The 26,688-nt window shown below is 59.0% G+C and carries 25 protein-coding genes; 16 read left to right on the top strand and 9 right to left on the bottom strand.

Annotation, left to right across the window (positions count from 1 at the left end):
* Window positions 1-114 precede the first annotated feature (114 nt).
* From GSQ77_RS14660 to GSQ77_RS14640, 5 genes are all read left to right on the top strand, one after another.
* Entirely contained in the window at window positions 115-660 is a 546-nt protein-coding gene (locus tag GSQ77_RS14660) for a sigma-70 family RNA polymerase sigma factor (protein ID WP_158903456.1), read from the top strand.
* Complete coding sequence (locus tag GSQ77_RS14655) at window positions 657-1,298, top strand: DUF1109 domain-containing protein (RefSeq protein ID WP_158903454.1); 642 nt, start codon at window positions 657-659, stop codon at window positions 1,296-1,298. The genes GSQ77_RS14660 and GSQ77_RS14655 overlap by 4 nt, the downstream gene beginning before the upstream one ends.
* 226 nt (window positions 1,299-1,524) lie before the next feature.
* On the top strand, window positions 1,525-2,955 hold the full coding sequence (locus GSQ77_RS14650; RefSeq protein WP_158903452.1) for an ISNCY family transposase: 1,431 nt from the start codon (window positions 1,525-1,527) through the stop codon (window positions 2,953-2,955).
* A gap of 225 nt (window positions 2,956-3,180) precedes the next feature.
* On the top strand, window positions 3,181-3,465 hold the full coding sequence (locus tag GSQ77_RS29515) for a helix-turn-helix domain-containing protein (protein WP_301951164.1): 285 nt from the start codon (window positions 3,181-3,183) through the stop codon (window positions 3,463-3,465).
* Between the two features lie 72 nt (window positions 3,466-3,537).
* A complete protein-coding gene (locus tag GSQ77_RS14640; RefSeq protein WP_158903450.1) occupies window positions 3,538-5,139 on the top strand; it encodes a hypothetical protein in 1,602 nt (533 codons plus the stop codon).
* A gap of 195 nt (window positions 5,140-5,334) precedes the next feature.
* Here the strand turns inward: GSQ77_RS14640 and GSQ77_RS14635 are convergent, their stop codons facing one another.
* Together GSQ77_RS14635 and GSQ77_RS14630 are read right to left on the bottom strand one after the other, a co-directional pair.
* Complete coding sequence (locus tag GSQ77_RS14635) at window positions 5,335-5,985, bottom strand: DUF1120 domain-containing protein (protein WP_158903448.1); 651 nt, start codon at window positions 5,983-5,985, stop codon at window positions 5,335-5,337.
* Window positions 5,986-6,255: 270 nt separating this feature from the next.
* The gene (locus GSQ77_RS14630; protein ID WP_254067627.1) at window positions 6,256-6,771 is read right to left on the bottom strand and encodes a TetR/AcrR family transcriptional regulator; all 516 of its coding nucleotides are present in this window, start codon (window positions 6,769-6,771) and stop codon (window positions 6,256-6,258) included.
* A gap of 266 nt (window positions 6,772-7,037) precedes the next feature.
* Here GSQ77_RS14630 and GSQ77_RS14625 point away from each other — a divergent pair, with 266 nt between their 5' ends.
* From GSQ77_RS14625 to GSQ77_RS14615, 3 genes are all read left to right on the top strand, one after another.
* The gene (locus tag GSQ77_RS14625; protein ID WP_158903444.1) at window positions 7,038-7,889 is read left to right on the top strand and encodes an SDR family oxidoreductase; all 852 of its coding nucleotides are present in this window, start codon (window positions 7,038-7,040) and stop codon (window positions 7,887-7,889) included.
* A gap of 76 nt (window positions 7,890-7,965) precedes the next feature.
* Complete coding sequence (locus tag GSQ77_RS14620) at window positions 7,966-8,745, top strand: SDR family NAD(P)-dependent oxidoreductase (protein WP_158903442.1); 780 nt, start codon at window positions 7,966-7,968, stop codon at window positions 8,743-8,745.
* A 133-nt stretch (window positions 8,746-8,878) separates the two neighbouring features.
* Window positions 8,879-9,622 carry a GNAT family N-acetyltransferase gene (locus GSQ77_RS14615; protein WP_158903918.1) on the top strand — a complete coding sequence of 248 codons (744 nt, stop codon included), beginning with the start codon at window positions 8,879-8,881 and terminating at the stop codon, window positions 9,620-9,622.
* A gap of 3 nt (window positions 9,623-9,625) precedes the next feature.
* Here GSQ77_RS14615 and GSQ77_RS14610 read toward each other — a convergent pair whose 3' ends face one another.
* From GSQ77_RS14610 to GSQ77_RS14595, 4 genes are all read right to left on the bottom strand, one after another.
* On the bottom strand, window positions 9,626-11,782 hold the full coding sequence (locus tag GSQ77_RS14610) for a tetratricopeptide repeat protein (protein WP_158903440.1): 2,157 nt from the start codon (window positions 11,780-11,782) through the stop codon (window positions 9,626-9,628).
* 140 nt (window positions 11,783-11,922) lie between these two features.
* The gene (locus GSQ77_RS14605; protein ID WP_158903438.1) at window positions 11,923-12,258 is read right to left on the bottom strand and encodes a cupin domain-containing protein; all 336 of its coding nucleotides are present in this window, start codon (window positions 12,256-12,258) and stop codon (window positions 11,923-11,925) included.
* A 68-nt stretch (window positions 12,259-12,326) separates the two neighbouring features.
* Window positions 12,327-13,811 carry a sigma-54 dependent transcriptional regulator gene (locus GSQ77_RS14600; RefSeq protein WP_158903436.1) on the bottom strand — a complete coding sequence of 495 codons (1,485 nt, stop codon included), beginning with the start codon at window positions 13,809-13,811 and terminating at the stop codon, window positions 12,327-12,329.
* Window positions 13,812-14,057: 246 nt separating this feature from the next.
* Window positions 14,058-14,687 (bottom strand): VC0807 family protein, encoded by a 630-nt coding sequence (locus GSQ77_RS14595; protein ID WP_158903434.1) that lies wholly within the window; start codon window positions 14,685-14,687, stop codon window positions 14,058-14,060.
* 190 nt (window positions 14,688-14,877) lie between these two features.
* Here GSQ77_RS14595 and GSQ77_RS14590 point away from each other — a divergent pair, with 190 nt between their 5' ends.
* The 3 genes from GSQ77_RS14590 to cynR all read left to right on the top strand — a co-directional run bounded on the left by GSQ77_RS14590 (window position 14,878) and on the right by cynR (window position 17,112).
* Window positions 14,878-15,540 carry a carbonic anhydrase gene (locus GSQ77_RS14590; RefSeq protein ID WP_158903432.1) on the top strand — a complete coding sequence of 221 codons (663 nt, stop codon included), beginning with the start codon at window positions 14,878-14,880 and terminating at the stop codon, window positions 15,538-15,540.
* Window positions 15,541-15,644: 104 nt separating this feature from the next.
* Window positions 15,645-16,115, top strand: coding sequence for a cyanase (gene cynS / locus GSQ77_RS14585; protein ID WP_158903430.1), 471 nt, complete (start codon window positions 15,645-15,647; stop codon window positions 16,113-16,115).
* A gap of 76 nt (window positions 16,116-16,191) precedes the next feature.
* Window positions 16,192-17,112: a transcriptional regulator CynR gene (gene cynR, locus GSQ77_RS14580; RefSeq protein ID WP_158903428.1), complete on the top strand. Its 921-nt coding sequence runs from the start codon at window positions 16,192-16,194 to the stop codon at window positions 17,110-17,112.
* A gap of 61 nt (window positions 17,113-17,173) precedes the next feature.
* Here cynR and GSQ77_RS29185 read toward each other — a convergent pair whose 3' ends face one another.
* Complete coding sequence (locus GSQ77_RS29185; protein ID WP_174246438.1) at window positions 17,174-17,419, bottom strand: hypothetical protein; 246 nt, start codon at window positions 17,417-17,419, stop codon at window positions 17,174-17,176.
* Between GSQ77_RS29185 and GSQ77_RS14575 the strand changes: the two genes are divergently transcribed.
* Complete coding sequence (locus tag GSQ77_RS14575) at window positions 17,418-17,705, top strand: DUF4148 domain-containing protein (RefSeq protein ID WP_254067626.1); 288 nt, start codon at window positions 17,418-17,420, stop codon at window positions 17,703-17,705. The genes GSQ77_RS29185 and GSQ77_RS14575 overlap by 2 nt on opposite strands.
* 119 nt (window positions 17,706-17,824) lie before the next feature.
* Here the strand turns inward: GSQ77_RS14575 and GSQ77_RS14570 are convergent, their stop codons facing one another.
* On the bottom strand, window positions 17,825-18,916 hold the full coding sequence (locus GSQ77_RS14570) for a Glu/Leu/Phe/Val dehydrogenase (RefSeq protein WP_158903426.1): 1,092 nt from the start codon (window positions 18,914-18,916) through the stop codon (window positions 17,825-17,827).
* Between the two features lie 278 nt (window positions 18,917-19,194).
* Between GSQ77_RS14570 and GSQ77_RS14565 the strand changes: the two genes are divergently transcribed.
* The 4 genes from GSQ77_RS14565 (at window position 19,195) to GSQ77_RS14550 (ending at window position 25,003) form a co-directional block, all read left to right on the top strand.
* The gene (locus GSQ77_RS14565) at window positions 19,195-20,478 is read left to right on the top strand and encodes an AAA family ATPase (RefSeq protein ID WP_158903424.1); all 1,284 of its coding nucleotides are present in this window, start codon (window positions 19,195-19,197) and stop codon (window positions 20,476-20,478) included.
* Window positions 20,479-20,483: 5 nt separating this feature from the next.
* The gene (locus GSQ77_RS14560; protein ID WP_158903422.1) at window positions 20,484-22,256 is read left to right on the top strand and encodes a cobalamin biosynthesis protein CobT; all 1,773 of its coding nucleotides are present in this window, start codon (window positions 20,484-20,486) and stop codon (window positions 22,254-22,256) included.
* Window positions 22,257-22,468: 212 nt separating this feature from the next.
* Window positions 22,469-24,157: an acid phosphatase gene (locus tag GSQ77_RS14555; protein ID WP_158903420.1), complete on the top strand. Its 1,689-nt coding sequence runs from the start codon at window positions 22,469-22,471 to the stop codon at window positions 24,155-24,157.
* A 207-nt stretch (window positions 24,158-24,364) separates the two neighbouring features.
* On the top strand, window positions 24,365-25,003 hold the full coding sequence (locus tag GSQ77_RS14550; protein ID WP_158903419.1) for an isoprenylcysteine carboxylmethyltransferase family protein: 639 nt from the start codon (window positions 24,365-24,367) through the stop codon (window positions 25,001-25,003).
* 85 nt (window positions 25,004-25,088) lie between these two features.
* Here the strand turns inward: GSQ77_RS14550 and GSQ77_RS14545 are convergent, their stop codons facing one another.
* Window positions 25,089-26,612 (bottom strand): SpoVR family protein, encoded by a 1,524-nt coding sequence (locus GSQ77_RS14545; protein ID WP_158903417.1) that lies wholly within the window; start codon window positions 26,610-26,612, stop codon window positions 25,089-25,091.
* Between the last annotated feature and the right edge of the window lie 76 nt (window positions 26,613-26,688).

Below are 26,688 nucleotides of genomic sequence, written 5' to 3'. Positions count from 1 at the left end.
CGCCGCACACTTTTCGTCTATCGCCTATGCGGGCAGTCGGTTCGCCTAGCCGCCGCATTTTTAAAACGTGCTCTAACCAGCAGGCTCGATAAATCGAATTAAGGGGGTGGCGCGGTGCTTGCCGTTGAGGAGCGGTTGAAAGTCTTATTTGTAGCAGGCCTCGATGGAGATGCAGGGTGCTATCGCCAATTCCTGGATGATCTGAGTGGGTACTTGCGCGGGCTCTTGAGAAAGCGCTTGTATCATTTGCAGGATCATATCGAGGACATCGTCCAGGAAACCCTGCTTGCAGTGCATAACGGCCGTCATACTTACCGCGCCGACCAGCCACTAACGGCTTGGGTGCATGCGATCGCTCGGTATAAACTGATGGACTTTTTTCGAGCACGGGCGCGTAACGAGGCGCTCAACGATCCTTTGGACGATTATCTGGAAATCTTCGCTAGCTCGGATATCGAGCCGGCCGACGCCAAACGCGATATCGGCAAATTGCTCGAGCTACTGCCGGAGCGGCAGCGCTTGCCGATTGTGCACGTTAAACTGGAGGGATTGTCGGTGACTCAGACGGCGCAGCTTACCGGGTTGTCTGAGTCGGCCGTCAAGATCGGCGTGCACCGCGGTTTGAAGGCCCTGGCGGCGAAGATTCGAGGCGCATCATGAAGACACAGGATTTGGTCGCTCTGCTGGCGGCCGACGTAACGCCGGTCGACCCGCATATCATGAGCAAGCGCTTTAGCTGGGCGCTGCTGATGGGCGTGCTCGGCTCGACCGTGCTGATGGCTATATGGCTCGGCATTCGCCCCGATCTGGCACAAGTGGTGCGGACGGCCTTGTTCTGGTTCAAGCTGGCTTTTCCGCTGGCGCTGGCAGGCGCGTCGCTATGGACTTGCACCCGCTTGGCGCGGCCAGGCGCTGCGGTTGGAGCCGCCGGAGTGGCGGTGGCGTTGCCGATTGCCGCGGTGTGGCTGGTAGCCGCGTTGATGGTGCGGGGCGCGCCCGATACGGAACGAGCTGCGTTGCTGCTGGGGCAGACTTGGCGGGTTTGCTCCCGCAATATCGCGTGCCTGTCGATCCCTGGCTTGATCGCCGGTTTCTGGGCCATGCGCGGCTTGGCGCCGACGCACTTGAGGTGGGCTGGCGCGGCTTGCGGCTTACTCGCAGGCGCCACTGCGACGGTTGTCTACTGCCTACATTGTCCAGAAATGGGTGCGCCGTTTTGGGCCATCTGGTATCTATTCGGCATGTTGATTCCGACCTTGGGCGGGGCACTTCTTGGTCCTTATCTGCTGCGTTGGTAGCTGGCGGAGGGACGCGGTTAGCGAAGACGCCACGAGGGAGTTACTTAATAGTTCCTCGATCGGACCAACCAGCCATCTAGATAACCTTGTTAAATTTAACATAATACAAATTATCGAACTTTTTGTTGTAGTAGCTTTTTAGAAATGTCGTGTTCTAGCCATTTAGAAATGTCGTGTTTGGACCTCGGTAAGCTTGTCGGTTCCTCGTGGCACTACGGAGCCGGCCATGCATCGAGCTGCACTGGTGACATTGAACATGCGAGAACTCGATCGTCTGAAGATGATCCAGGCTGTTGTGGACATGGGACTCAAGCCTGGACGTGCCGCTGAACGGCTGGGCCTGACGGTGCGGCAGATCGAACGGCTAGTGATCCGTTACCAGGAATTTGGTGCGGCTGGACTGGCTTCCCGCAAGCGTGGCCGACGTGGTAACCGGCGGCTGGATGCGGAGCTCGCTCAACGGGCGCTTTCGATCGTCCGTGAGCGCTACGCAGATTTCGGTCCGACGCTGGCCTGCGAGAAGCTGTGGGAATGCCATGGCATCCGACTGGCGAAGGAAACGGTCAGGAGGCTCATGACGAACGCTGGGTTGTGGGTACCGCGGCGGCAGCGTCCACCGAAGGTCTACCAGCCGCGTGCGCGACGTGCATGCTTGGGCGAGCTGGTCCAGATTGATGGCAGCGACCATCGCTGGTTCGAGGAGCGGGCCCCGGCCTGCACGCTACTGGTGTACGTCGACGACGCGACGAGCCGGCTGATGCAGTTGCACTTTACGGCGAGCGAATCGACCTTCAGTTACTTCGAAGCGACGCGCGCGTACATCGAGCGCCACGGCAAGCCGGTGGCGTTGTACAGCGACAAGGCCAGCGTATTTCGTAGTGTCAAGGCTCACGAGACTGGTCGCAGCGTGACGCACTTCGGACGGGCGATGTACGAGCTGAACATCGACACGTTCTGCGCGAACAGTAGCTCGGCCAAGGGGCGCGTCGAGCGGGCACACCTGACCCTGCAGGACCGGCTCGTGAAAGAGATGCGCTTGCGCGGTATCAACGCGGTGGCTGAGGCCAATGCCTGGGCGCCCTCCTTCATCGCCGCCTATAACGCGCGTTTCGCGAAACCGCCAAAGAGCGACTTCGACGCGCACAGGCCGTTGCGGACCGACGAGAGCCTCGACTTGCTGATGACGTGGCGCGAGACGCGCCGTGTCACGAAGTCGCTGACCGTGCAGTACGACCGCGTGATGTACCTGCTGGATGACACGCCGGAGAACCGCAAGCTGGTCCATCGGTACATTGATGTGTGGGAGTACCCGGATGGACGCATCGAGATCCGTGCGGATGACCGTGTGTTGCCCTGTCGGCAATACGATCGGCTGGCCGAAATCGATCAAGGCTCAATCATTGAGCACAAACGACTCAGCCATGCCTTGCAGGTTGCACAGGCTATCCAGGCGCAGCGCGACAACCGGCGTATATCTGGCTCGCCATCGCGCACGAATCAGGGGCAGCCGGTACGCGCAATAGAACGTCTGGACGGCACGAAGAAACAACGCGAATTCACGCAGGGCGATGTCGAGCATGTAATTGTGGATCTTGCTCAACGCAGACAGCCAAAATCATCCAGAAAACCTGGCCGCCGGTCTGCGAGTACCGACTGAACGGACGTAAGCGCCCTGCTAGTTCAGGCTCTGTCCTTCAACAATATGTGATTTGTAACCCCTTAAAGGCACTTCTTTTAACCCTAAAAACACGACATTTCTAAATAGCTACCGCTGCGACATCTTGAAATGGCTACGACATTTGTTGTAGTAGCTTTTTAGTAATGTCTGGTTTTAGCTCATTAGAAATGTCCGCTTTTACGCAGCGTAAGCTGACACAAAGTCATCCAGTCGGTCGCTGACGGTTTGCTCAACCCCTGGCGTGCCGCGCAACGGCTTGAGCTGACGACGCGCCAGGTTCGTCGCTTGGTGGCGCGGCTGCGCGAACACGGGGCCGCCGCGCTGGTTTCTGGTAAGCGAGCCAAGCCCAGCAACGATCGAGTCGACGCCGGCATGACCGTGCACGCGCTGAGCAAGCGGGCGGAGATCACGGCGGCCCCAGGCGTGGCGCAATTCGCGCACGCCTTGTCTGAGCCATGGCGGTCAAGTTTTTGCCTCTCGCGCCGTTAGACAAATGATTGAAGCGAGCAGCGCATAAGCACCGAGTAAGCCCTCCAAATAAGAAACCTGGCGACCTACACCATGGCAACCGTATCCCCATTGAACGCTGCGCCCCTTCTGGCAAATGCCCTATCAGTACCTGCATCTCCCCTCCCCGTATCAACAAGCGCACTGGCACCGCCGAATCCAGCATTGCCAGAACCATCGAGCATCGTCACGATCGCCCCGGGAAATCTCACAAATTCACAACCCACGTACTCCATACCAAGCCAATTGACATTTTTGCCGCCCACCGTAACCTGGGCAAACGACTCAAGCGATGCAATTTCAGAGGCAATGGCAGGCGCTTACAAAACCGAAGCTATCACCAACCAAGCATTTTTTGGACTGGGAAACGTTGGGAGCGCGCTGCTGGATCGACTCGGGACCACCGATGGCGACTTTTCGCAGTCGCTGCAGGTGACGCCGGCAGACTCGTTGGGCGCACTCGGATCGACAGCACAAGGTCCTCAGGCCGACATCGAATTGACCATCGAGACAAAGAGCGGCGTGGAAGTTGATATCACCCTGCACAGCGGGGCAGACGGCATGACCGTCAGCGAGCACAGCAGCGGCAAACTCAGCGCTGCCGAGCAAAGCGCGCTTGGAAACCTCTCCGGTGCGTTCCAGGATGCCATCAACGGCCTTACGGCTATCCCGCCGACTCTTGACCTCAGCGGACTGACACAATTCGACCCCTCGGTACTGGCGTCGGTGCATTTGCAGTCCAATGTGACGGGCGAACAACCACCACAACCGATCCAGTCGATCGACTTTCAAGCTAACAGCGCCACAAGAACCGTCACCGTGGGCGGGACCGCCGGTACGCTGAACGTCAACGTGGACACGGCAGAGTCCGCTATCCTGGGTAATCGGGCGCAGCAAGCGGCGGCAATTGCCGATTATCTAAAGCAATTCGACGAAGCCGATTCGCGCGGCCGAGGCGACGCATCGTTTATGGCGATGTTCAAGGACGCTTTTACCCAGATGCTCAGCGGCTCTGACACATCACCGTCGCAATCGCTTCCGGGAACGACCTATGCGCCATCGCTGGCCGAAGTCGAGCACGCCATGCTAACGGGACTGCCCGATTTCAATGCTTCGATTACCGATGCGGCGCAATCGACCAATCCGATGCGTCTGAGTGAACAGGATACGTTCTCCTATCAGGTGTCCCAAAGCACTGACATCGAGGGGAACCAGCAGGGTGGGACCATTACTCAAAAGCAACAATCCCATCTGATCGCCAGTTATCACGAGTCGCTCACGGGTATGCCGCTGGCACTGACGTCCAAGATGAATTCGCAGACTTACGATTACGTGCAAATCAATGACACGGCCAATAGCACGACCGAGATCGACAACGAAAACGGGAAGCTTGTCAAAGCGTCGTTGAGTCAATCGGCCGATCAATCCACGCGAGATTCGAAGTACGAGATGGGTGAGCTGGTGTCGGACATCACAACACCGGCTGAAGAATCTCAGTCACGCGACCTGTTAGCACTTCTGAGACCTTTCTATGACGGCCGCCAGGTGGAGCAGGATAGCGGTAAATGGCAACAAGCCCTTTCCAGTTTGCACGATATGATCTTCCTGCAGCCCAACCCCGCCGATCTAAGTGCAAACTCCTCTGAATCAATATAAATGCCCTCATCAATTCCGCCCACGCGGATTTTCATCGCATCAAGATCGTACGCACGGGGAAGTTCATTTACGCCTTCCGTATCGCCACGCGTTGAGCGCAAGCAAGGCGGCTAACAGCCCTCACCTGGCCCCTCGGTTTGCACGCATGAGTCCATGCGCAGCATCAATCCGCCACGCACTGGCGACAGGCGCGCTCTACAAATAGACCAGACTGATCGTGGCCTGTCCATTCAGCAGCACGTCGCTCGTCAGAGCCGGCAGGTTGGCCGCGCGATCGATCGAGGCTTGCACTCGCAGAACGCTGGTGAATGTAGTATGCGCCATAGGAATCGTCTCGCTGGCCGCCGCAATACTGTATAGGGTCGACGCACTATTGCCCATCCCAGTGATACGGCTTGAAGTCCAAGTGCTGCCATTCGTTGAAACCAGTCCGGTTCCCGGATTGCCATCGGCCTCGAACGAGTCCATCGTCATCGCATAGGCGCCCACGTTCTTGCCGTCGACAGTACCTAAGCCGAACGCCGGATGGTCATCTGAACCCGCCGCCCTTAGCGAGACCCAAGCCGCAGTCCCCGGTTGATTGTCGAGTACCCGGAAACCGACTTTAGTCGGAGCCGAACATTTGACCGCGAAGGTCGCCGTCTTTTCCTGTAGTTGAGTGATGGCACTGCCGCGCAGCGCATCCGACGAAATATTACTGTAGTCGAACGCCCCGTCACTTGCGAGGGTGGGAACGCATGCGCCCGGCCTTATCCTGCCGGTCACGGACACCGTTACCGATTGAGCCGAAGCACAGGCACATGCAACAGCCAGAGTGGTCAGTACAAACACTTTGAAAATCAACATCATTTTCTCCTCCAATAAAAAGAAAACGGCGATTTAATTAGTTATCCTGAATTATCTCATTGCAACCAGTCCTAAAAAATGACATCAACAAACGAGGCTTCTGGAAAAAGAGTACCACACTGATTCGGCGGCAGGTGTTCCAAAAATAAGGGGGTGGATATTGAAAAAAATCGGTGGACTCCATGCAGAATATGGTGCTGGCCATGCATGGGCGAGAAGGTTCGCCGCTCGCAATGTCGAATCTTCGGCTTTGAATGCAGCCTGGATATACTAGATCGCAGCACGTACCTCCCGCAGGATCTCGTCCGACAGCTCCGCGTCATTCACCGCGCGTGCCAATATGACGGCCCCCACCATCGTCGACAACATGCGAATCGAGTCACGCCTCGCGGAACGCTTTGACGGCCATGGAAAATGCGCGGTCAGCTTCTCGATAGTCGTTCTAACGTAGGCGGTGAATCCCGATTGCGCCATGGGTTCACGAGGAATCTCCGAGCCGAGCGCAGTCATCAGACATCCCTCGCCCGGTGTGTCGCGATGCGCCGCGCTCAAGTACTTCTGCACGTAGGCGATCATTTCCTCTGGTGACTGCTGCGCCCGAGTCAAATCCTTCAGCGATTTAGACGAGGCATGAGCAAGGCTTTCCGCCATCAACGCGTCTTTCGACGCGAAATGGTTATAAAACGCGCCATGCGTCAAGCCGGTGGCTTGCATGATCTCGCTGACGCTGACGCCGGCCGATCCGCGCTCGCGGAACAGGCGCGCGGCCGCATCCAGAATTCGCACGTGTTTTTCTGCTGTTTCAGATGCCGGGTACCGCATGCCTACCCCCATTTATTTTTGGATAAAACGCTATTGACATTAAACATTATATACATCATGCTTCGTTCAGTCAAAGCATGACGGTCGTCATGCTTACCGTGCTTAAGCATGATGTCTGTCATGTTAGGCGACGAAATGGGCTCGGACCAGACGCCAGCGGTTCGGCGAATCCCGCCCTTCATCGCCGCCGTAGCACTGTTCAACCGCATTAGTTATGGACGGGAAATACGATGAGCAATTCCACACACGATAACGGCGCAAGCGTGACCGATTCTTCCTCAACCTTCTCCGCAACCCAAGGCACCGCAGTGGTGACGGGCGCGTCTGCTGGCCTGGGGAAGATTTATGCCGACCGTTTGGCCAAACGAGGCTACAACCTGATACTCGTGGCACGCCGCGGCGACCGATTAGAAACGCTCGCGAAATCGCTACGTGCCGACTACGGCGTGGCCGTGCGCTCCGTCGTAGCCGACCTGGGCGTCGCAGCAGATTTGGAACGTGTCGCCTTGGCCATCACCAGCGACAAGACCATCACCCTGGTGGTCAACAATGCCGGCACATCGACCTTGGGCTCCGTCGCCAGCGCGGCAACGGCGCAGCTTGAATCCATGACTAATGTGAATGTGACAGCGCTGGCCCGCCTCAGTCATGCGATCTTGCCGGCATTCAAGGAACGCAACCACGGTGTGCTCATTAACATCGGCTCCGTGCTGGGTTTCCACACGCTGCCGATCAGCAGCATCTACAGTGGTACCAAGGGCTACGTCCAGAATTTCACGCGCGGGCTTCAAGAAGAGGTCGCCGGAACCGGGGTCGTGGTACAGCTCGTTCTGCCGTCAGCCACCGCGACCGACATCTGGGAAATCTCAGGTGTTCCATTGGAACAGCTCGACTCGGCCTCCATCATGTCCCCTGAAGCGTGCGTCGATGCCGCTCTCGCCGGACTCGACCAAGGCGAGACCATTACGCTGCCCTCGGTGGAAGACAGTCAGCTGTTCGCGGCATATGACGCAGCACGCACGGCGCTGTTTGCTGCGTCCCAAAGTGGCAAGCCGGCCTCGCGGTATTTGACCGGCAAGTAATGCCCCGTTTGCGCGTCGGCAGCCGACGCGCGCTATTCGCCGCAACCGCGCGGCCCAAACATCCAGGAGAAGTACCATGCGTTTTACTGACAAGACCGCCTTGATCACCGGCGGAAACAGCGGCATCGGTTTTACGGTCGCCAAACTCATGATCGCCGAAGGCGGCCGTGTGGCCATCACCGGCCGCGATCGCGCCAAACTCGATGCGGCAGCTTTGGAGCTCGGCGATCGCGCGCTCGCGATCCACGCCGATCTTGACGATCCGGCGGCTATCGATGCGATGATCGAGCAAGTCAAACAGGCATACGGTTCGCTCGATATCGTTTTCGCCAATGCCGGAATTTCCGGGCCAACGCCGCTTGGCGGCACAAGCGCAGCGGCGTTCGAGGCTATCCTGCGTACCAATCTCACCGCGGTCTTCCTCACGGTTCAATCGGCGCTGCCATTGATGTCCGCCGGCGGCGCCATCGTGTTGAACGGCTCAGTCATGCGCGAGTTGGGTTCGGTGGGGTCCGCCGCCTACTCTGCGTCGAAGGCCGGCATCACCGGCATGGCGAAGGTGTTTGCGTCAGAACTCGTGCAGCGCGGCATTCGCGTGAACACCGTGATTCCAGGCGCCACGAGCACGCCGATCTGGACGCGTGGTGCGCGCGCCGGCGCAACCCTGGAAGGCACGGAGCAAGCGTTTGCACCACGCATTCCGATGGCGCGTCTGGCCGGCCCTGAGGAAGTCGCGCAAGCGGTACTGTTCCTCGCATCGGATGGAGCGTCAGGGATAACGGCTGCGGAGATCGTCGTCGATGGCGGCACGATCGGCGCACCGTGGGGTGCGCCCGTTTTCAGCAGCAAAAAGTAAGACGAGTCGGAAATCCGGGCGTAGCGGCGTCGTGCGAGGTTTACACCTTCGCGCGACGTTGCGGCTTTGCTTGCCACATCTGGGCCACCCGGTTCATGATGCAGGGCTCTATGCAAAGGAATTAGCCGTGTCGATGATAAATACCGCTTCAACAGATTCTGTTGCCCTGAATACGCCTACCTCTGCCCACGTGCTGGATAACGTCATCTGGTCTGCACTGACTTCGAGGCACCGTTCGCTCGCCCAAGGCGACGAGCTGGCCCGGCGCTATCCGGTCGAGATCGCCCGCTTCGCGGCAATGCGTGACACGTCGGCTGCGAGCTTGGCCTCGTTGACGCGACTGCCGCTGATTCCTGGCGATCAGCTTGCGTTGTTTACCGTTGACGAACTCGTCGGCGAACTTGCGCCGCCCGCGCAATTCGAGATCGTTCTCAAGAAAACCCTGGAGCAAATGGTTGGACCGACAACGCGCGGATTCGTCGATCGTTCGCTGATCGAGCCACTTGGTGCGCCCGACGCGCATGAAATGATGGCGCTTGTTGAGCTGACGAAGCCTGGGCCGTTTGCCCTACGAACCCATGAACTCGGTAGCTACTTAGGCATTCGGGACAACGGCAAACTTGTCGCGATGGTTGGGGAACGCATGCGCCTGGAGGGTTACACCGAGATCAGCGCGGTGTGTGCCCATCCTGACTATCGCGGACGCGGATATCCCTACGCTCTGATCACGGCGTTGTCGAATGACATTCTAGAACGCGGTGAGGTGCCCTTCCTGCACGTATTCAGCGACAATCAGTCGGCGATCGCTTTATACGAGAAATTGGGTTTCACGTTTCGGCAAACGCTACAGTTGACGGTCCTTTCCACCGTCAATTGACACTTAAAAATTGCCGATCAAGTCCGACGCGGCGGTCGTATCGATACGCGGTGATCGAAGCGCGATTTCGCGATACACCGCTTCAATGGCCGTGGCGAAGCGTTTTCCATTCATCAGTGGGCTAGCTTCAAAACGACCGCGCAACGTGCGGCGTAGCTCAGCCAGCCGAGGCAAATCGGCCGCGAGCGTGACAGCGATATCGATGAATGACTGCTCGTCCAACGCGACAAGCTCCGTCAGGTCCAGGTTGTTGAGTTGACTCCATCCCGCCCTTCCGACTACTGTACGGCCGATCTGGGTGACCACCGGCACACCCATCCAATAGGCGTCCAGGCTGGTGGTATGTCCGTTAGAGGGCAAGGTGTCGAGGCACACGTCGATGCGATGATACGTTTGCAGATATTGCACTCGCGGTCGGTATTCGACGAATTCGATACGTTGCGCGGCGACCCCGTATTGAGCGAGGATCTCGAGCACGCGCTGGCGGTGCTGTCCGACCGCAGCTAACAGGATTAGCCGCGACGACGGAACCCGCGCCATCACCCTTCCCCATTGATGCAAGGTGCTGTCGGACACCTTGCAGAAATTATTCAGACACCCAAAGGTGATAAATCCCGACGACAGTGCCGGCAAGTCGTTCGGTGCCAAATTAGACATTCCCGCGGATATCCCCGCGGATGCCAGTGGGTCGTAGCACCAGAAGGTGTCGGGAAGCCGGATCGACGTCTCCGTGTAACGATCGTCGCCAAGCTCGGCGGGATCCAGCCAGGGGTCGGTCAGTCGGTAATCGATGGCTGGAATGCCTGTGGTTCCCGGATAAGCCAGCCAGGCGACCTGCACCGGTGCGGGCTTGCTGGCAAACAACATGGGCCGGCCGTTATCCATATGCATCGTCAAGTCGACCAGGATATCGATGCCATCCTCGACGATCATTTCTGCCAGTTGCGCATCACTTTTCAAATGGGTGGAGCGCCATACGTCGGCGTGGCTGCGCAGACGGCGACTGACTTCATCGGGCTGTCTCAGATCGGCATAGCAATAGATTTCGAATTGCGCATGGTCATGATTCGAGAGCAGCGGCATCGTGAACAACGATTGGCAATGACTTCTGAAGTCGGGTGAAACGTAGCCGATGCGCAAGCGCCGCTGTGGCAAGTCTTCGCGGCGATTGTCCGAGTTGGCCCGGCGAAATCTCGGCATGCCGTCCGCGCACGAATCGGCGTAAGAAAACTGTTTCGCTTCCGCCAAGATGGCTCGTTCGTCGAAGGCAGGATGGAAGCTGAGCGTAAAGAGCAGATTGCTGCGCGATTGCATATCATGCGGGCTGAGCGCCACGGCACGACGAAAGCAGGCAATGGCCTCATCGAGCCGAGCGGCCTCTTTGAGCGCGTTGCCCAGATTGTTATACGCCACGGCGAGATTCGGCTGGATTTCGATCGCCCTGCCGTAGCTGATCAAGGCGTCGTCGAGTTGCCCGAGATTGCGTAAGAGAACGTTGCCCAGGTTGCTGTGCGCCTGAAAAAAATCTGAGTTGATGCTCACCGCATGGCGATAGCTTGCCACCGCATCGCCGAACTGCCCCAGGTCTCTCAAAACATTGCCTAGGTTAAAGTGTGCGATTGCATATGCCGGTTTGATCTGCAAGGCCACGCGATAGCAGGCCACCGCATCGTCGAGCTGCCCGAGATCTTTCAACGCATTGCCGAGATTGCTGTGCGCCTCGGCAAAATCGGGCTTGATCGATAGCGCTATCCGACAGCTTGCCGCAGCCTCTTCAGCGTGCTTGAGGTTGCGCAGGAGATTGCCCAGGTTATTGTGCGCATCGGCATCATCGGGCAGCAATTCCGTTGTTCTTCGCAGTGCCGCGAGTGCGTCCTTGCCCTGCGCCTGCAGGGCTGCTCCCAACACCTTCCATAGCAATCCCGAGTCAGGATACTGTTCTAGCAGTAGACGCGTCTGGTTTTCCAGGTCGACGTGGCGACCGGCATTGAACAAGGCCGCGAGCGCATTGAATGCGACGGCTGCCGGAGCCGATTGAGTCGCGGAAGTGGATGGCACATCCTGGCGTGCCGGGCCCATCCCCTCGGTCTTACCTTGGCAGCATTTCTTGTATTTCTCGCCACTGCCGCACGGGCACGGATCGTTCCTTCCTGCTTTCAATCAAACACTCCTCGATTCGCTCTGCCGGGGCTACAGTTCCGACTTTTGACGACGAGTCATATGATAAAGCAAGCAGGCATGAGGCGCGTTCCGAACCGGCTAGGTCCGAACATCTGCGACACGAACACGAAGAAAACGGATCAGGATACGCCGTAGTGCACCGCGAGCCAGACCGTCGGCGTGTCGCCGTCGGTCCATACAACGCGATGACGGCGATGCGGGGGAATATCGACGAAATCGCCGGCATGCATGACGCGTACTTCAGGATCCCCGTCAAATGCCAAACCGGCGGAGCCGACCAGCACGACGACCCACTCGCCATGCGGCTGGTCATACCAATAACCGTCGGGGCTGCATTGCCCGGTCGAAACGATGCGCTCGATGCGCACGCCCGGACGGCTCAGGATGTCTTCGAATGTTTCTTGTGCGGTTGTGGTGCCAGGAGTCGGCAAGTCGGCTAAAAGATTGACGGGCATAGATTGACGAGCCTAGATTGACCAGCCTAAGCGGAGCCTGGGCGGCGAGGGTCACGGCGATAGTGCGGTTAGAGCTGGATCTCACCGCTCGGAGTCGGATGTAAAGGGCCTGCGTCCAAGCCGTCTTTTTTCGACCGTTTGACCGTGAATTCGTCGGAGATTGGCCCCGCGCGGGCCCCCTCTTCGGAGGACGGGTGTTCCGTCGGGGCTTCCCGCCCGCTCACTCGCAATCCATGAGTGTGCATCAAGCGATACAGCGTCGCGCGGGACACGCCGAGCTCCTCGGCCGCTACGCTCAGGTGATTGGGATGACGCGCCAGCGCTTCTTCGATCGTGTGACGCTCGGCGGCTTCGCGCGCATCGATGAGCGTAAGCGCCGGCTCATCCTGGCAATGCTCGAGCCCGAGATCGTCAGGCGTGATGATGCGCCCCTCGGTCATGATGATGGCGCGTCTGACGCGATTGATCAGTTCACGAACATTGCCCGGCCATTTATAGCTATAGAGCGCTCGAATTGCCGGCGCCGAAAAGCCGCGAATACGGCGCGGGCTATCGGAACGAAACCGTTCGAGCATGTGGTACGCGAGGATTTCGATATCTTTGCCGCGCTCCCGCAGCGGCGGCTCCACGAGCCGCAATACGCACAGCCTGTGGTACAGATCGGCACGAAAGGTACCGAGCCGCACGGCCTCATCCAGATCGACGTGGGTTGCGGAGACCACTCGCACGTCCACCGGAACGGTTTCATGCGAACCCAAACGCTGGATCTTGCGCTCCTGCAGGAAACGCAGGAGGCTCACCTGGCTTTCGAGCGGCAGATCGCCAATTTCGTCGAGAAACAGCGTGCCGCCATGTGCCGATTCGACATGCCCTATCTGGCGGTGCTGGGCGCCGGTAAACGCGCCGCGTTCATAACCGAACAGCTCGGATTGCAGCAACGAGTGAGGAATCGCACCGCAGTTGATGGCGACAAACGGCCCTTTGCAGCGCAGCGAACGCTTATGGATCGCCGCGGCAGTCAATTCCTTGCCGGTCCCGGATTCCCCGCACACCAGCACCGGGGCGTCTGTATTGGCGACTTTGCCTATGGTTCGGAACAAACCCTGCATGGCATTGCAGGTCCCGATCATGTCGGTATCGTGGAATTGTGCCCCTTCGCTGCCGGTCATATCGAGCGCGATCATGGCATACGCATGATCGATGGCGTCGACCACATGCCGCAAGGCGCCAGGCAATGTGACGAAATCGAAAAAATGCAGCTGGATCAAACGCTGCGCTTGGCTTTGCGTGCGCTGGGCCCGCGATACCGTCGTAATCCAGCCCATGCCCGGCTCGGTAAAAATGCTTTCGAACGAGGCAACCTGCTCTATCGTGTAACCGCTGTAGAAATCGAATAAACCCACCGTAGGCGCAACGTGGGCGATCAGCCGCTGCGCATCGCGTAACGATTCCGCTGTTGAAACCGTCCAGCCTCGTTCGGTTAGAAGAGCGAGCAGATCCGGGTCTGGAGCCCTGGACACGTACAGTAGGTGTCGTGCAATTTTTACATTCATTACATGCGTCCTTCTTTCGATTGCTCCGTCGACGATTTCCGATCGACCGCGGCAATCCGGGGCGGTGGCTGAAACGAGTGTGGCGTAAGTGGGCGTCGTTTCCGCCAATCAATCCACTAAGCAATTTCCCTGCCAGTATAGGTAGCTTCCCCCGTGTTTCATGGCGTGTTCGTGTAAATGGGACATATAGACCACTGGTACGCTCATTTCCGCTGATATCCGTTCAGTCTGCGGACCCATGCCCGCCTACGCTGGCACATCGCTGTGATCCCTTTGACGAGTAATGCGTCGCCGATACAAGGTCGTCCAGACCGCGAGGCAGCCATATATCGCATAGCTCAAGGACGTCGACAGCAGTGGCGCCCTCGCGTCCGCCCATGCTTGACTGATCACCGTGCGCAGCAAATCTTCCAGAAGAAGGCCCGCGCCCCAGACAGCCGTCATGATCCGAAGCGCATGCCGAAACTCGGCTCGGGTGTTCCATAGTGTCTCGAAGCGATCGCCCCGCGCGCCATGCTCGCGCACCAGGGTGCTGCGCGCGAGGTAATAGATGAGCGGTCGTCGCAGCGCCAGCGACAACAAAAACGCAATGCCGATAATGCCGCGGATCACCGGTTCCCGCGGGAGCAGCGGCCGCGTCGGGTGATCGAATGCGATGAGCACGATGGCAAGACAAATAGAAGCGATCAGCGTAGCGCTTAAAGCATCGAATTCGCGATACCGGACCAGTATGGCGAATATCCACGCGAGCATTGGCAGTGCTGACGCGGCCAGCGCCCATGTCACGCCCACATGAGGAACCATCAGGCGGTAGGTCACCCACGGCAATATTGCGTTAACGAGCAGCGCGGCGAGAAATCGGAGAATGGGTTTCATTCCATTGCGCAAAGTCAGTGAGACGCGCCCTTAATCTACACCCGATACCGCCTGCAACGTGGACTCGAAGCGGGTTTCTTGATCAACCGCATATAAGCGATGCTTATTGACATAATAAAAAACCAGTCTTGGACGTTATAACTCCGTCGGTCCATTCTTGAGTCCTGGATTCATCACCGAGGAGAACACCATGCAAGACATCATCGACGGCTTTCTAAAATTCCAACGCGACGCCTTCCCGCAACGCTCGAAGTTATTCAAACAGCTCGCGACATCGCAAGAACCGACCACCCTGTTCATCGCCTGCTCCGACAGCAGAGTGGTCCCCGAGTTGCTGACTCAGCGTGAGCCCGGCGATCTTTTCGTGATTCGCAACGCCGGCAACATCGTGCCGTCCTATGGTCCTGAGCCGGGTGGCGTGTCGGCCACTGTCGAATATGCGGTAGCCGGCTTGGGCGTAACCGACATTGTGATCTGCGGTCACTCCGATTGCGGCGCGATGACCGCGATTTCCACCTGCAAGTGCCTGGACCATATGCCCGCAGTGGCGAATTGGTTGCGCTACGCCGAGTCGGCCAAAGTGGTCAATGCCGCTCGCAAGCACGCATCTCCGCAAGCCCGCCTCGATTCGCTGATCCGCGAAAACATTCGCGCCCAGTTGGCCAACATCAAGACCCACCCTTCCGTGGCGCTGGCCCTGGAAGAAGGTCGCCTGACCCTGCACGGCTGGGTCTATGACATCGGAACCGGCTCGATCGACGCACTCGACGGCGAAAGCAATCGTTTTGTCTCGCTGGCCGAGCATCCGCTGACCGCCGCGACCTCGCTTCAGCGCGAAGCCGTGACGGCCTGATTATTATCGTTGCCCACCTTACCTAGGCATTGACGTTCGCGTTGACCTCGTGTTGACGTCGCGTGACAGCTTCACCTTAATTTTTTAACCCCAAAGGAAATATCATGTTGCAATCACAATTCTCCCAAATCCCCCGCCAAGACCTGACCGCTGTTGTCGTCGAGGCCAAGGCGCGTAAAGACCTATCGTTCCAGGAACTCTCGGAAGGCACGGGCCTGAGCATTGCCTATGTGACCGCGGCTTTGCTGGGCCAGCACGCCTTGCCGGAAAAAGCCGCCAAGATCGTCGGCGAGCGCCTGGGCCTGGACGCCGACGCGGTGGCCTTGCTGCAAGCGATCCCGATGCGCGGCAGTATCCCGAATGGTATTCCGACCGATCCGACGATCTATCGTTTCTATGAAATGGTCCAGATCTACGGCACGACGCTCAAGGCACTTGTTCACGAGAAGCTCGGCGACGGCATCATCAGTGCGATCAACTTCAAGCTGGACTTCAAAGTTGAGGCAGACCCCGATGGCGGTGAACGTGCCGTGATCACGTTGAACGGAAAGTTCTTGCCGAACAAGCCTTACTGATCGAATACCGGGTCTGCGCATTGGGTGCAAGACCCGTCTACAATTGCGACGTCAATCACGCTTATGGGACGTTACAGTGATACTTCGTCATATCCGCTATATGCTTGCGGTCGCGGAACACCGCAATTTCACGCGAGCGTCGGAGGCATTGCACGTATCTCAACCGGCGTTGTCGCAGCAGATCAAACAACTTGAAGAGACCCTCGGCGTCCAGCTATTCGATCGAACCGGTCGCACGGTACGGCCCACCGATATGGGCACCGTGTACATCGAGTATGCACGCCGCGCACTGGTGGACCTTGAAGCGGGGCGGCATGCCATTCTCGACGTAAGGGATTTGTCCCACGGGGAGCTCAGACTCGCCATGACCCCTACGTTCACCGAATATCTCGTCGCACCCTTGGTTGAACGCTTTAGCGCCAAGTATCCGGGGATTACCTTGAGCGTGTGCGAAATGACGCTCGACAGCATTGAGCTGGCGCTCAGCGATGACCGCGTCGACTTGGGTATTGGATTCGCGTCTGTACGCTCCGACGAGATCGAAGTCCGGGCCTTATTTGACGAGAAACTCACCATCGTCGTCGGCAAAGGTCATCCGTTCGCGCGCAAGGGCACCACGGTGTCGCCGCAAGAATTGGCCGATGCCCCTTTGGCTCTCCTTACCCGGGATTTCGCTACGCGCGCGCATATCGATGCCTATTTTCAGTCGCATCGACTCTCGCCGAAAATCACGGTCGAGGCAAACTCGATCAGTGCGGTCGTCAACATCGTTCGTTATGGGCGCATGGCCACTATCCTGCCTGATGCGATTGCTCGCGAACACGGCGCGCTCAATCATGTCGAGTCGTCGGCTACGTTGCCCTCGCGTACCGTCGCGCTGCTCAGCCGAAAAGGTGCGTATCGAAGTGTCGCTTCGCAGGCTTTTGCGGCGTTGCTCGATGGCGTGCACGACGGCGATTCCCTCGCCAAATTCATCGGCAAGGTTGATTCCGAGTAAATCACTGGCCTGGTCGGCAGAAGAAGCCGATCAGGTTGTCACCTATATAAGTTATCCTAATCTATTTTTTACATAAAAATGTCATTAATGGACCGGCGGAAGCACTAGATTTCTGCTGCGCTCTCGTTGAATTCAGAAACCGACGGCGTATCGTCGTCGGCGTGGCATCTCTTTCAAAAAGCGCAATACACCATTCACTAAAAGCGTATTTCATGCGCTTCTCGGCTAGGTCATACTCCGCGTCATTGATTTCATCCGATCTGATCGGATCGAAGCAAACATCGAAACCACTGAATGGATTTGTCATGAAACGCGCTTTATTGACCGCTGCACTTTTCGCTGTCTCCACGTTGGCTGTAGCCCAAACGAGTAATCTCGCCGTCTCGGTGCCCGTCAATCCGAACGTCTCCTACGACGCGGCGCCGGCGGGCAAGACCCGAGCTCAAGTGATGCAGGAACTGGTTCAAGCAGAAAAAGCGGGCTTGGTTCCGAGCACGGAAGCGAACTACCCGCCCAGCGATGATGCAGTGCGGCTCAATCGTGCACGTTATGCGGTTCAGGAAAATTGGTTCGACCATCATAGTGTCAATTAAGATTTCCTGAGCGCGGCGAGTTTTGCGCGAGGTTGGCACGAATTTGGCCCGCCTGCAGCTTTGCCCGCCAGCGAGGCAGAGCCGCGCGCAGATGCAGATCGGCGCGGCCATCTGCCAGACTAGCCGAGCGACGCGGCCGCCAGTTTGGAGCGCGCCCAGTCTTCGGCTTCGCGTGCAGGGGCGGTACTGCCGCCGTGGATTCGGTCGATCAGTTCGGCCAGGCGCTCGCCTATGCGCATCACTTCGGCTGTCACCGAGGCTTCGTCGCCCTGCCCCAGCCACTCCCGGGCGACGCTGATAATGCCGCCGGCATTGACCAGAAAGTCAGGTGCATAAAAAATGCCTCGTGCGTGCAGCACTCCATCGATATCGGCATGGCTCAACTGGTTGTTGGCCGCACCCGCGATGATGCGTGCACGCACGGTCTGCGCGGTCTGATCGTTCAGCGCCCCGCCCAATGCACAAGGTGCCAGCACGTCAACCGGTTGTATCAGGATTTCACCGGGCGGCACGGCGCGTGCCGCGAATTTTTCGCGAGCCCGTTCGGCTCGCGTAGCATCGATGTCGGACACGGTCAAAATTGCGCCGGCAGCGCGCAACAATTCGCACAAGGTCCAGCCAACCGAACCCAGGCCTTGCACGGCTACCGTGACGTCTTCGAGCGTACTGCGGCCGAGCAGCTTGCCCACGGCGACCTGAATTGATACGAACACACCCAGCGCGGTCTTGGGCGATGGATCGCCGCCGAATGCTTGCTCGCGGGTAACTCCGCTGACAAAGTGGGTTTGGCTTTGCACATGGCGCATGTCGGCCACTGTGGTGCCGACGTCCTCAGCCGTGATGTAGCTGCCATTGAGCGATTCCACCACACGCCCGAAAGCCCGGAAGAATTGGCCGCGATCGGCCGGCTCCATGCCCTTCAATATCACCGCTTTGCCGCCACCGAACGGCAGATCGGCCAGTGCGTTTTTCAGGCTCATGCCTTGCGACAGGCGCATCGCGTCATGCAAGGCGGCAGTGTCCGAAGCGTAGTGCCAATAACGGCAGCCGCCGAACGCGGGCCCGCGGGCGGTGCTGTGTACCGCGATGATGGTCTTCAGGCCCGAGATGGGGTCGCTGCGCAGCGTAACCATTTCATGGTCCGCGTCGCCGCCGGTGCCGAACAGACGGTTGTTGAGCGCGCTGATGGTATGAGTCGTTTCGAAATTCATGGTGCATCCGGATAAGATGGGGAAAAAGTGTCGCCGCGGATTGTGTCCGCGGCAACGCATCGGGCCGGGTAGGCCCAAGCGGAGTATAGAAACGCGAGCGACGGTGCGCCATGGCAAAAAGCGCCAAACTGGTTGATGGAATCGGACAGATCAGGACGGTTCTGCCGCGAGATTCCTGCTGATTGGGCGTGCGCCGCGCGTAGCGGCGGTCCGGCTGATAAAATAGTCGCCATCGCAGCGCCCCGCCGCCCCGCCCTAACCGCGTGCAATCGGACACCATGAATAACAAGACTTCTCTGGAACTGCTCGAAGAACCGAACGGACGCTATGTCCGTTTGGACGACGGACGCAATGAATGGTGGCGCGTCACGCCATCCGAGCGCGATAGCCTGTTTCGCATCGAGCACGGTTTCGACAATGGCCCGGTCGATATCGAAACGGTCGTCGATAGCGAGAACCTGATCGCGAAATTTCGCAAATGGCAGCGCGAAGGGTTCCAGCGTGAAGGCGAGGCGGTGTCGCCGGAGATGGCGCCGGACCTCGGATTCATGCCCGAACTTGCGCGACTGCATGCTTTGGCGCAAGGCGCACGCCACGCCGCGGCACAGGCCGGCGCGCATGACACATCCTCCACCGGCACGCTTAAGGGACCCTTCGCCGGCACGCTTGAAGGATCCTCCGCCAGCTCCCGACAAGTCGCCATTGGTGGCGTCAATGTCGCGATGGGCCCAGGCGGCCCGCTCACGCCACAGGTGAATCCGGCGTATCTGTTCCCGGAGCGTTTCGACGAAATCATTGAAGACATCGTCGAAAATCGCCGCATCATGCTGATCGGCCATACCGGCTCGGGCAAGACCAGTTTGATCGAACAGGTTGCGGCGCGAGCGCATTACGGGGTGATCCGTTCCAACATGAACGGTCAGACGACCATCGGTGACTTCGTCGGATTCTGGACGGTCAAGGGCGGCGAAACCGTCTGGGTCGACGGCGTCTTGCCGGTGGCAATGCGCACCGGGGCGTGGTTGATCATCGACGAAATCGATTTTGCGGAACCGGCGATCCTGGCGGTTTTGACCGCCGTGCTCGAAACCTCCGGCCGGCTGATGCTCAAGGAAAAGGGCAACGAGATCGTTGCGCCCCACCCCAATTTCCGGCTTTTCGCCACCGCCAATGCGGTCGGCGCGATGAGCCAGTTTCGGCACTTGTACCAGGGTTCGAACCTGATGAACGAAGCGTTCCTCGATCGGTGGCGCGTGTATCTGATTGACTATCTATCGCCGCAAGAAGAGGCGCAAGTGTTGATGCAAACGCTCGCGCCCGCCATGACGATGCCGATGGCGCATACGCTTGCGGCTATTGCCGCGGACTGCCGCGCCGCTTTTGCGCGCGAGGATCTGGCCAGCGCATTTTCGACGCGACGCCTGCTCGACTGGGCGCAATTGATGGTACGCACCGGCGACCCGGAACGCGCGGCCGACCCCACCATTTACGCCAAGGTCAGTCCTGCCGACGCCGCATTGATACGCAGCGTGATACGCCAGCACATTGCGCCGGCGCAATAGCGGCCATGCGTCCCACGCAGCCCTTTCTCGGGTTCGACTTCGAGTCCACGCTCACCAAGGTTGCGCGCGTGCTCACGCGTCAATACGACGTGGAGATCGTATTCAGCCCGACCGGCCCGCGCGTCGAGCCGGGGAAAATCATTATTCCCGAGCTGGAATCGACCGACGAAGCGGGTCGCGATGTGCTGGTCGGGTACCTGGATTTGCTGGTCGCGCGCGCCAAGTATTCCGAATTGAAAGCGCTCGCGAAGCGCGGCCGCGCTCTGGAACAGCGGCTCGCTCAAATTATCGAAGATCGGCGCGTATGCACATTGTTGCTGCACGATTACCCCGGCGCGCAATGGTTTTTGCGTAGCCTGCGAGCCCACGCGGATACGCAGGCCAGCGCAAAATGGGACTCTCTCTCGTGGAGTGCGCGTTATCTGTGGTTGATCGAATGCGCGCTATGGGATGAGCCGATGCAACCACGTTACGCCAGCGCGTCGCTCGATTCGGGCCTGAGCGCGATCCAGGATGTGCTGGCTGACGCGAAACGCAGCGGCTCCACGCGCGCGAGCCTGGATGCAGCACGCCGGATCATCGAGCGCGTGCGTGCGCTGGGCGCCGGCCGCGTCAACAATATGATGCTGTCGGCGGATGCCGCGCACGGCTTTGAAGCCGAGCAAGGCGGTGCGCTCGACGACGACGAGCTTGATGACTCCGATGAGGACGACGACAGCAGCTTGGCAGGTGACCCGCTAGTCGAGCCGCCCGCGGGGGGCTCGACACTGGAGAGCGAGACCAGCGAAGCCATCGGCATGAGCGCGTCTGCGCCCGGCGTGAGCCAGCTCTCGCCTCAGGCCGCAGCCGCTGCCGCCCAGCAACAGGCGGTGTATCAACGGCCGATCTTGTCGATTCCCTTGTCGACTGAATTCGACACCATTACCGACCTCACCGGCCTGGGTGTCCCCTCGGCGTGGCAGCGGCTGCGCGCGGCGGCCAGAGCCGAAACCGGAGCACTGAAAGCCCGGCTGGAACGGGCATTGCGCGCCGATGAATGGACACACTGGCGGCGCGAGCAGGAGCGCGGCGAAATCGACCGGTCCGCATTGGCCAAACTGGTCACGGCGCCTGGTTATCGGACGCCGTTCAAGGTCAAACGCGCGCGCAAAGGCCGCGACACCGCGATTACGCTGCTGCTCGACCTGAGCGGATCAATGGCCGGCGACAAGATCGCACTCGCGCGTCTGTGTGCCGCGGCGCTCGCCGACGCGCTTGTCCAGCTCGATTTCGCATGCGAAGTGCTCGGCTACAGTTCGATCGAATCGGCCGATATGCGCGCGCTCTTCGAAGCGCGCAAAGCTGCCGGCGGCGATCTGCGGGGCTACAACCGCTTGGTCGAACGGCTCGACTTGCACATCTACAAGCGGTTCGATTCGCCCGATCTTTCGGGCATCGCACAGATCGAATGCGGTCACGAAAATCCCGATGGCGAGTGCCTGGCCTGGGCGGCCGGTCGCTTGGCCGAACATCCGGCGCAACGGCGTGTCCTGATGGTGCTCTCGGACGGTTATCCCGCCACGGGCGATGGCAATCCCGCCATCTTGCGAACCGACTTGCATGCGCGCGTCGAGGCGATTGCGAAAAGCGGCATCGAGTTGATCGGCATCGGCATACTCGACGACGCGGTCGACACGTTTTATCCCGACGCGGTGGTGGTGCGCACGTTGAGTGAACTGCCCGCCACGGCGCTGTCGGTGCTGAGCAAAACCTTGTTGAAATCCGGGCATCATGCCTGACAAAGCGGTCCAGCGTGCCTGACACAGCGGGCCAGCGTGCCCGATTAACCAATCGGTCATATTTCTAGCGTAGTCTCCGTTCGGGGTATAGCTGGCACGTTTTCTACGTCCCGTTTTTCCCCTATCATTGGTGGTCGTGCGGAACGTTTAGTTGTCCATGCCTTGCTTGCATCGGCTGTCGTCGTCCTTCGTATCCTTAGAGCGCATAAAATATGACATCCAAAGACCAGGATTTGCCTGCAGACACCCCAGCAGACGATGACGTCGTTTTGAACCCGAACCGGCGCAAGATACTCGGCGGCATCGCGGCATTGGGCTTGGGTGTTGCAACATACAGCGAGGACGGGCTGGCTGCCGGTCTGCCGGCGAGCGAAAAACGCACCAACGCGTTGCTCAAACAGCATGTGAAGCACATTGTCGTGATCTATGCGGAGAACCGCAGTTTCAATAATTTGTTCGGCAATTTTCCGGGTGTGCAGAGTCCGCTTGACGATGTGTCGGAGCACCGCTCAGTGCAACTCGACCGTGATGGTCTGACGCGGCTGCCCACCCTGCCGAAAATTTGGGGCGGCTTGGTGCCCACAGCACAAACCGTCGACGGCAAGACGTTCAAGATCGGCGAAAATGATATCAGCGGGCTGGCCAACAAGCCGTTCAAACTCAGCGACGCGCAAGGCGAACCGTTGCCCGAGGCTGTCGTGACCCAGGATCTCTGGCATCGTTTTTACCAAAACCAGATGCAGATCAACGGCGGCCGCAACGATCAGTTTGTCGCCTGGGCCGACAGCGGCGGCCTGGTCATGGGGCACTACGGCAATACCGTGAATAGCCTCCAACTGGCGAAACTCGCGCGCGAATACACGCTGTGCGACAATTTTTTCATGGGCGCGTTCGGCGGCTCGTTTATGAACCACGTCTACCTGATTTCGGCGGCTCCTCCGGTTTATCCGAACGTCGCCAACAGCCCGGCAAAAAAGAAGGTCGCGGTGCTGGACGGTGACGACCCGCGCGGTACCAGCCTGAAGGTTGCCGCAAACTCGCCGCGCTCGGCGCTCGACGGCGTGCCCTTATTCGTCAACGACGGCGCAATGACCCCCGATGGGTACGCAGTCAACACGATGCAAACGCCCTATCAGCCGAGCAGCGTGCCACCAGCCAAAGGCGGCGATCCGCGTTACGCCGATCCCGCCAATCCCAACACGCTGCCGCCGCAAACCTATGCCACTATCGGCGACCGGCTTTCGGATCGCGGCGTGGACTGGGCGTGGTACGCAGGCGCCTGGCAGGCTGCCATCGATGGCGGTAACAAGAGCCCGGTGCCCAATTTCCAGACTCATCACCAGCCGTTCAACTATTTTGCCAATTACGCCCCGGGCACCGCGGCACGCGCGCGCCATCTGCGCGACGCGGGCGAAGGCGATACGGTAGCGACCAATCATTTCCTGGCCGACGCTGCAGCCGGCAAACTGCCCGCGGTGACGTTCTACAAGCCGCAGGGGAATTTGAACATGCACGCCGGCTACGCGGACGTGGCGTCTGGCGACCAGCATATCGCACACGTGGTCGAGCAATTGCGGCAAGGTCCGCAATGGCAGGATATGGTGGTCATCATTACCGTCGACGAAAATGGCGGCTGGTGGGATCACGTGTCGCCGCCCAAAGGCGACCGGTGGGGCCCGGGCTCACGAGTCCCTGCCCTGATCGTGTCCGAGCACGCACGTCGCGGCTATATCGACCATACCCCCTACGACACGATATCTATCCTGCGATTTATCTCGCGCGTCCACGACTTGCAGCCGCTTGAAGGGGTTGCGGCGCGCGATCGAGCGTTTCGAGAGGACAATCGCGAACCACTGGGCGATTTGACCGGGGCGCTCGATTTCAGCACCCGCCGCGTCTGATCTGTACTGCTGGACTATGGGTGGCGAATCTACGTCAGTCTCTTGGGGCTTGGGGGAATAACGCGGCGCGCAGCTTTCATCCGAGCGCGGCGGGATGGTAATCTTGGCTAGTCGTTCGGCGCTGTAGTGTTTCGTGCGCTGCGCTGCTGCTAAATGTTGGTCAATCCTTAGGCCAACCCTCTCGCCAACCTTTTTGTGCCCTGCCCCATGAACTCACCCGCTGGACCGGCTCCGCTGTCGCACGTCCTGTTCGAATTGATTCTGCGCGTGTGTGCTGCGCTCGCCGGTATGGTTTTCGCGGTCGCTGCGTTCAAGCAATGGCATCTGGATCCGGGGCGGGTGACGGTGTTGTTGTTGCTCGTAGGCGAGATCGCGAACGTGGTGCTGCTGTTGTGCACACGCGTGCCCAGCAAGCGTGATTGGAGCCCGCTCGCCCTGATTTCCACGCTCGTTGCCACCTATTATTTTCTTGGCGTGAACTTGCTGCCGGGTATACATCTCATTCCCGAACGCATTGCGACCGTCATGCAGGTCTTGGGGCTTGGGCTCGCGCTATACGCGAAAGTCTCGTTGCGGCGCTCGTTCGGCTTGTTACCGGCCAATCGTGGCATCGTCACGACCGGCGCGTACCGATTTACGCGTCACCCGATGTATAGCGGCTACTTCCTGAACCACGTGGCATTTTTGCTGGCGAATTTCAGTGTTCAGAATTTCCTGGTCTATGTTGTGCTCTATGTGTTTCAGGGTTACCGGGTACTTCGCGAAGAAGCCTTGTTGAGCCAAGACACGTCATACCAGGCGTATCGACGCCAAGTGCGCTTTCGCGTACTGCCGGGCGTGTTCTGAAGCCACCTCATTCAGCTCGACCCAGCCAGCTCGACCCAGCCAGCTCAACGCACCCGGCTCAATGCACCCAGCTCAACCCGCGCAACTAAACCCGCACAGGTTGCCGCTGCGGCTCGCACTCGTAGCGCTGCCTGACCACGCCGTTTTCGTCGATACTTTCCAGATGCACTGTGAACTGCCACAGGCGCGCCATGTGCTTGAGCACTTCTTCGGTGTCGCCGGCCAGCGGTCGGTTGTCCGTGCGAAAATGCCTGAGCATCAAGCTGCGATCGCCGCGCGTGTCGACCGACCAGACCTGGATGTTGGGTTCTCGATGGTGTATATCGTATTGCCGCGACAAGGCCTCGCGCAGGTATTGATACCCGGAGTCGTCGTGGATCGCCGAGACTTCAAGCGCGTTGCGCGTATCGTCGTCGAGCACGGCAAACAGGCGCATATCGCGCATCAGCTTGGGCGATAGATATTGCGCGACAAAGCTCTCGTCCTTGAAGTTGCGCATCGCGTAATGCAGGGTATCGAGCCACGGCGTGCCGACCAGTTCCGGGAACCAGCGGCGGTCTTCGTCGGTCGGGTGCTCGCAGATCCGGCGCAGGTCGCTCATCATCGAAAAACCCAGCGCGTATGGGTTGATGCCGCTGTAGTAAGGCGCGCTCACGGGCGGCTGAAACACGACATTGCTGTGCGAATGGAGAAATTCCATCATGAAGCGGTCGGCCAGCTTGCCCTCGTCGTAAAGCGTATTGAGCAAGGTGTAGTGCCAGAACGTGGCCCACCCCTCGTTCATGACCTGAGTCTGCCGCTGCGGATAGAAATACTGGCCGACCTTGCGTACGATACGGATGATTTCCCGCTCCCACGCGTCGAGCAACGGTGCATTCTTCTCGGCAAAATACAGTAGATTTTCTTCAGGCTCGGCCGGAAAACGCTCCTCGGCGTAGGGCGTGGCTTCGCCTTTTTTCTGCGGCACCGTCCGCCATAGTTCATTGACCTGCAACTGCTGATAGGCCTCGCGTTCACGTTGCCGCACCAGCTCTTTGGCCAACGAGGGTTTTTGCGGGCGTTTGTAGCGATCGACACCGTAATACATCAATGCATGGCAGGAGTCGAGCAGCAGCTCGACCCGTTCCAACCCGTAGCGCTCTTCGCACTCGGCGATGTAATTCTTGGCATAGACCAGGTAATCGACGATGGCGTGCGCATCGGTCCATAACTGGAACAGGTAATTGCCCTTGAAAAACGAGTTATGCCCATAAGCGGCATGCGCAATCACGAGCGCCTGCATCGTCATCGTATTTTCTTCCATCAAATACGCGATGCAGGGGTTGGAATTGATCACGATTTCGTAGGCCAGGCCCATCTGGCCGCGGCGATAACTCTTCTCCGTCGACAGAAAATGCTTGCCGAACGACCAGTGGCGGTAATTGACCGGCAGGCCAACCGAGGCGTACGCATCCATCATTTGCTCGGCCGAGATGATTTCGAGCTGAATCGGATAGATATCGAGCCGGTAATTGGCCGCGACCCGCGCGATCTCCTGATCGTATTGTTCGATGAGCTCGAAGTTCCAGTCGGACGGGCACGGTAACTGGGTTCGTTCCAGAGTTTTCATGTGCTGCTCCTAGGCAATACTCTCATGCAATACGTCGGGACTACGCCGCGAGCGCTACTTGACGCTCAACTCGACG

Origin of the sequence: Burkholderia sp. L27(2015) (genome assembly GCF_009765705.1) — a bacterium.
Classification (GTDB): Bacteria; Pseudomonadota; Gammaproteobacteria; order Burkholderiales; family Burkholderiaceae; genus LMUX01.
Note: the sequence above shows the minus strand (reverse complement) of the source record. Positions and strands in the feature narration are given on the sequence as shown.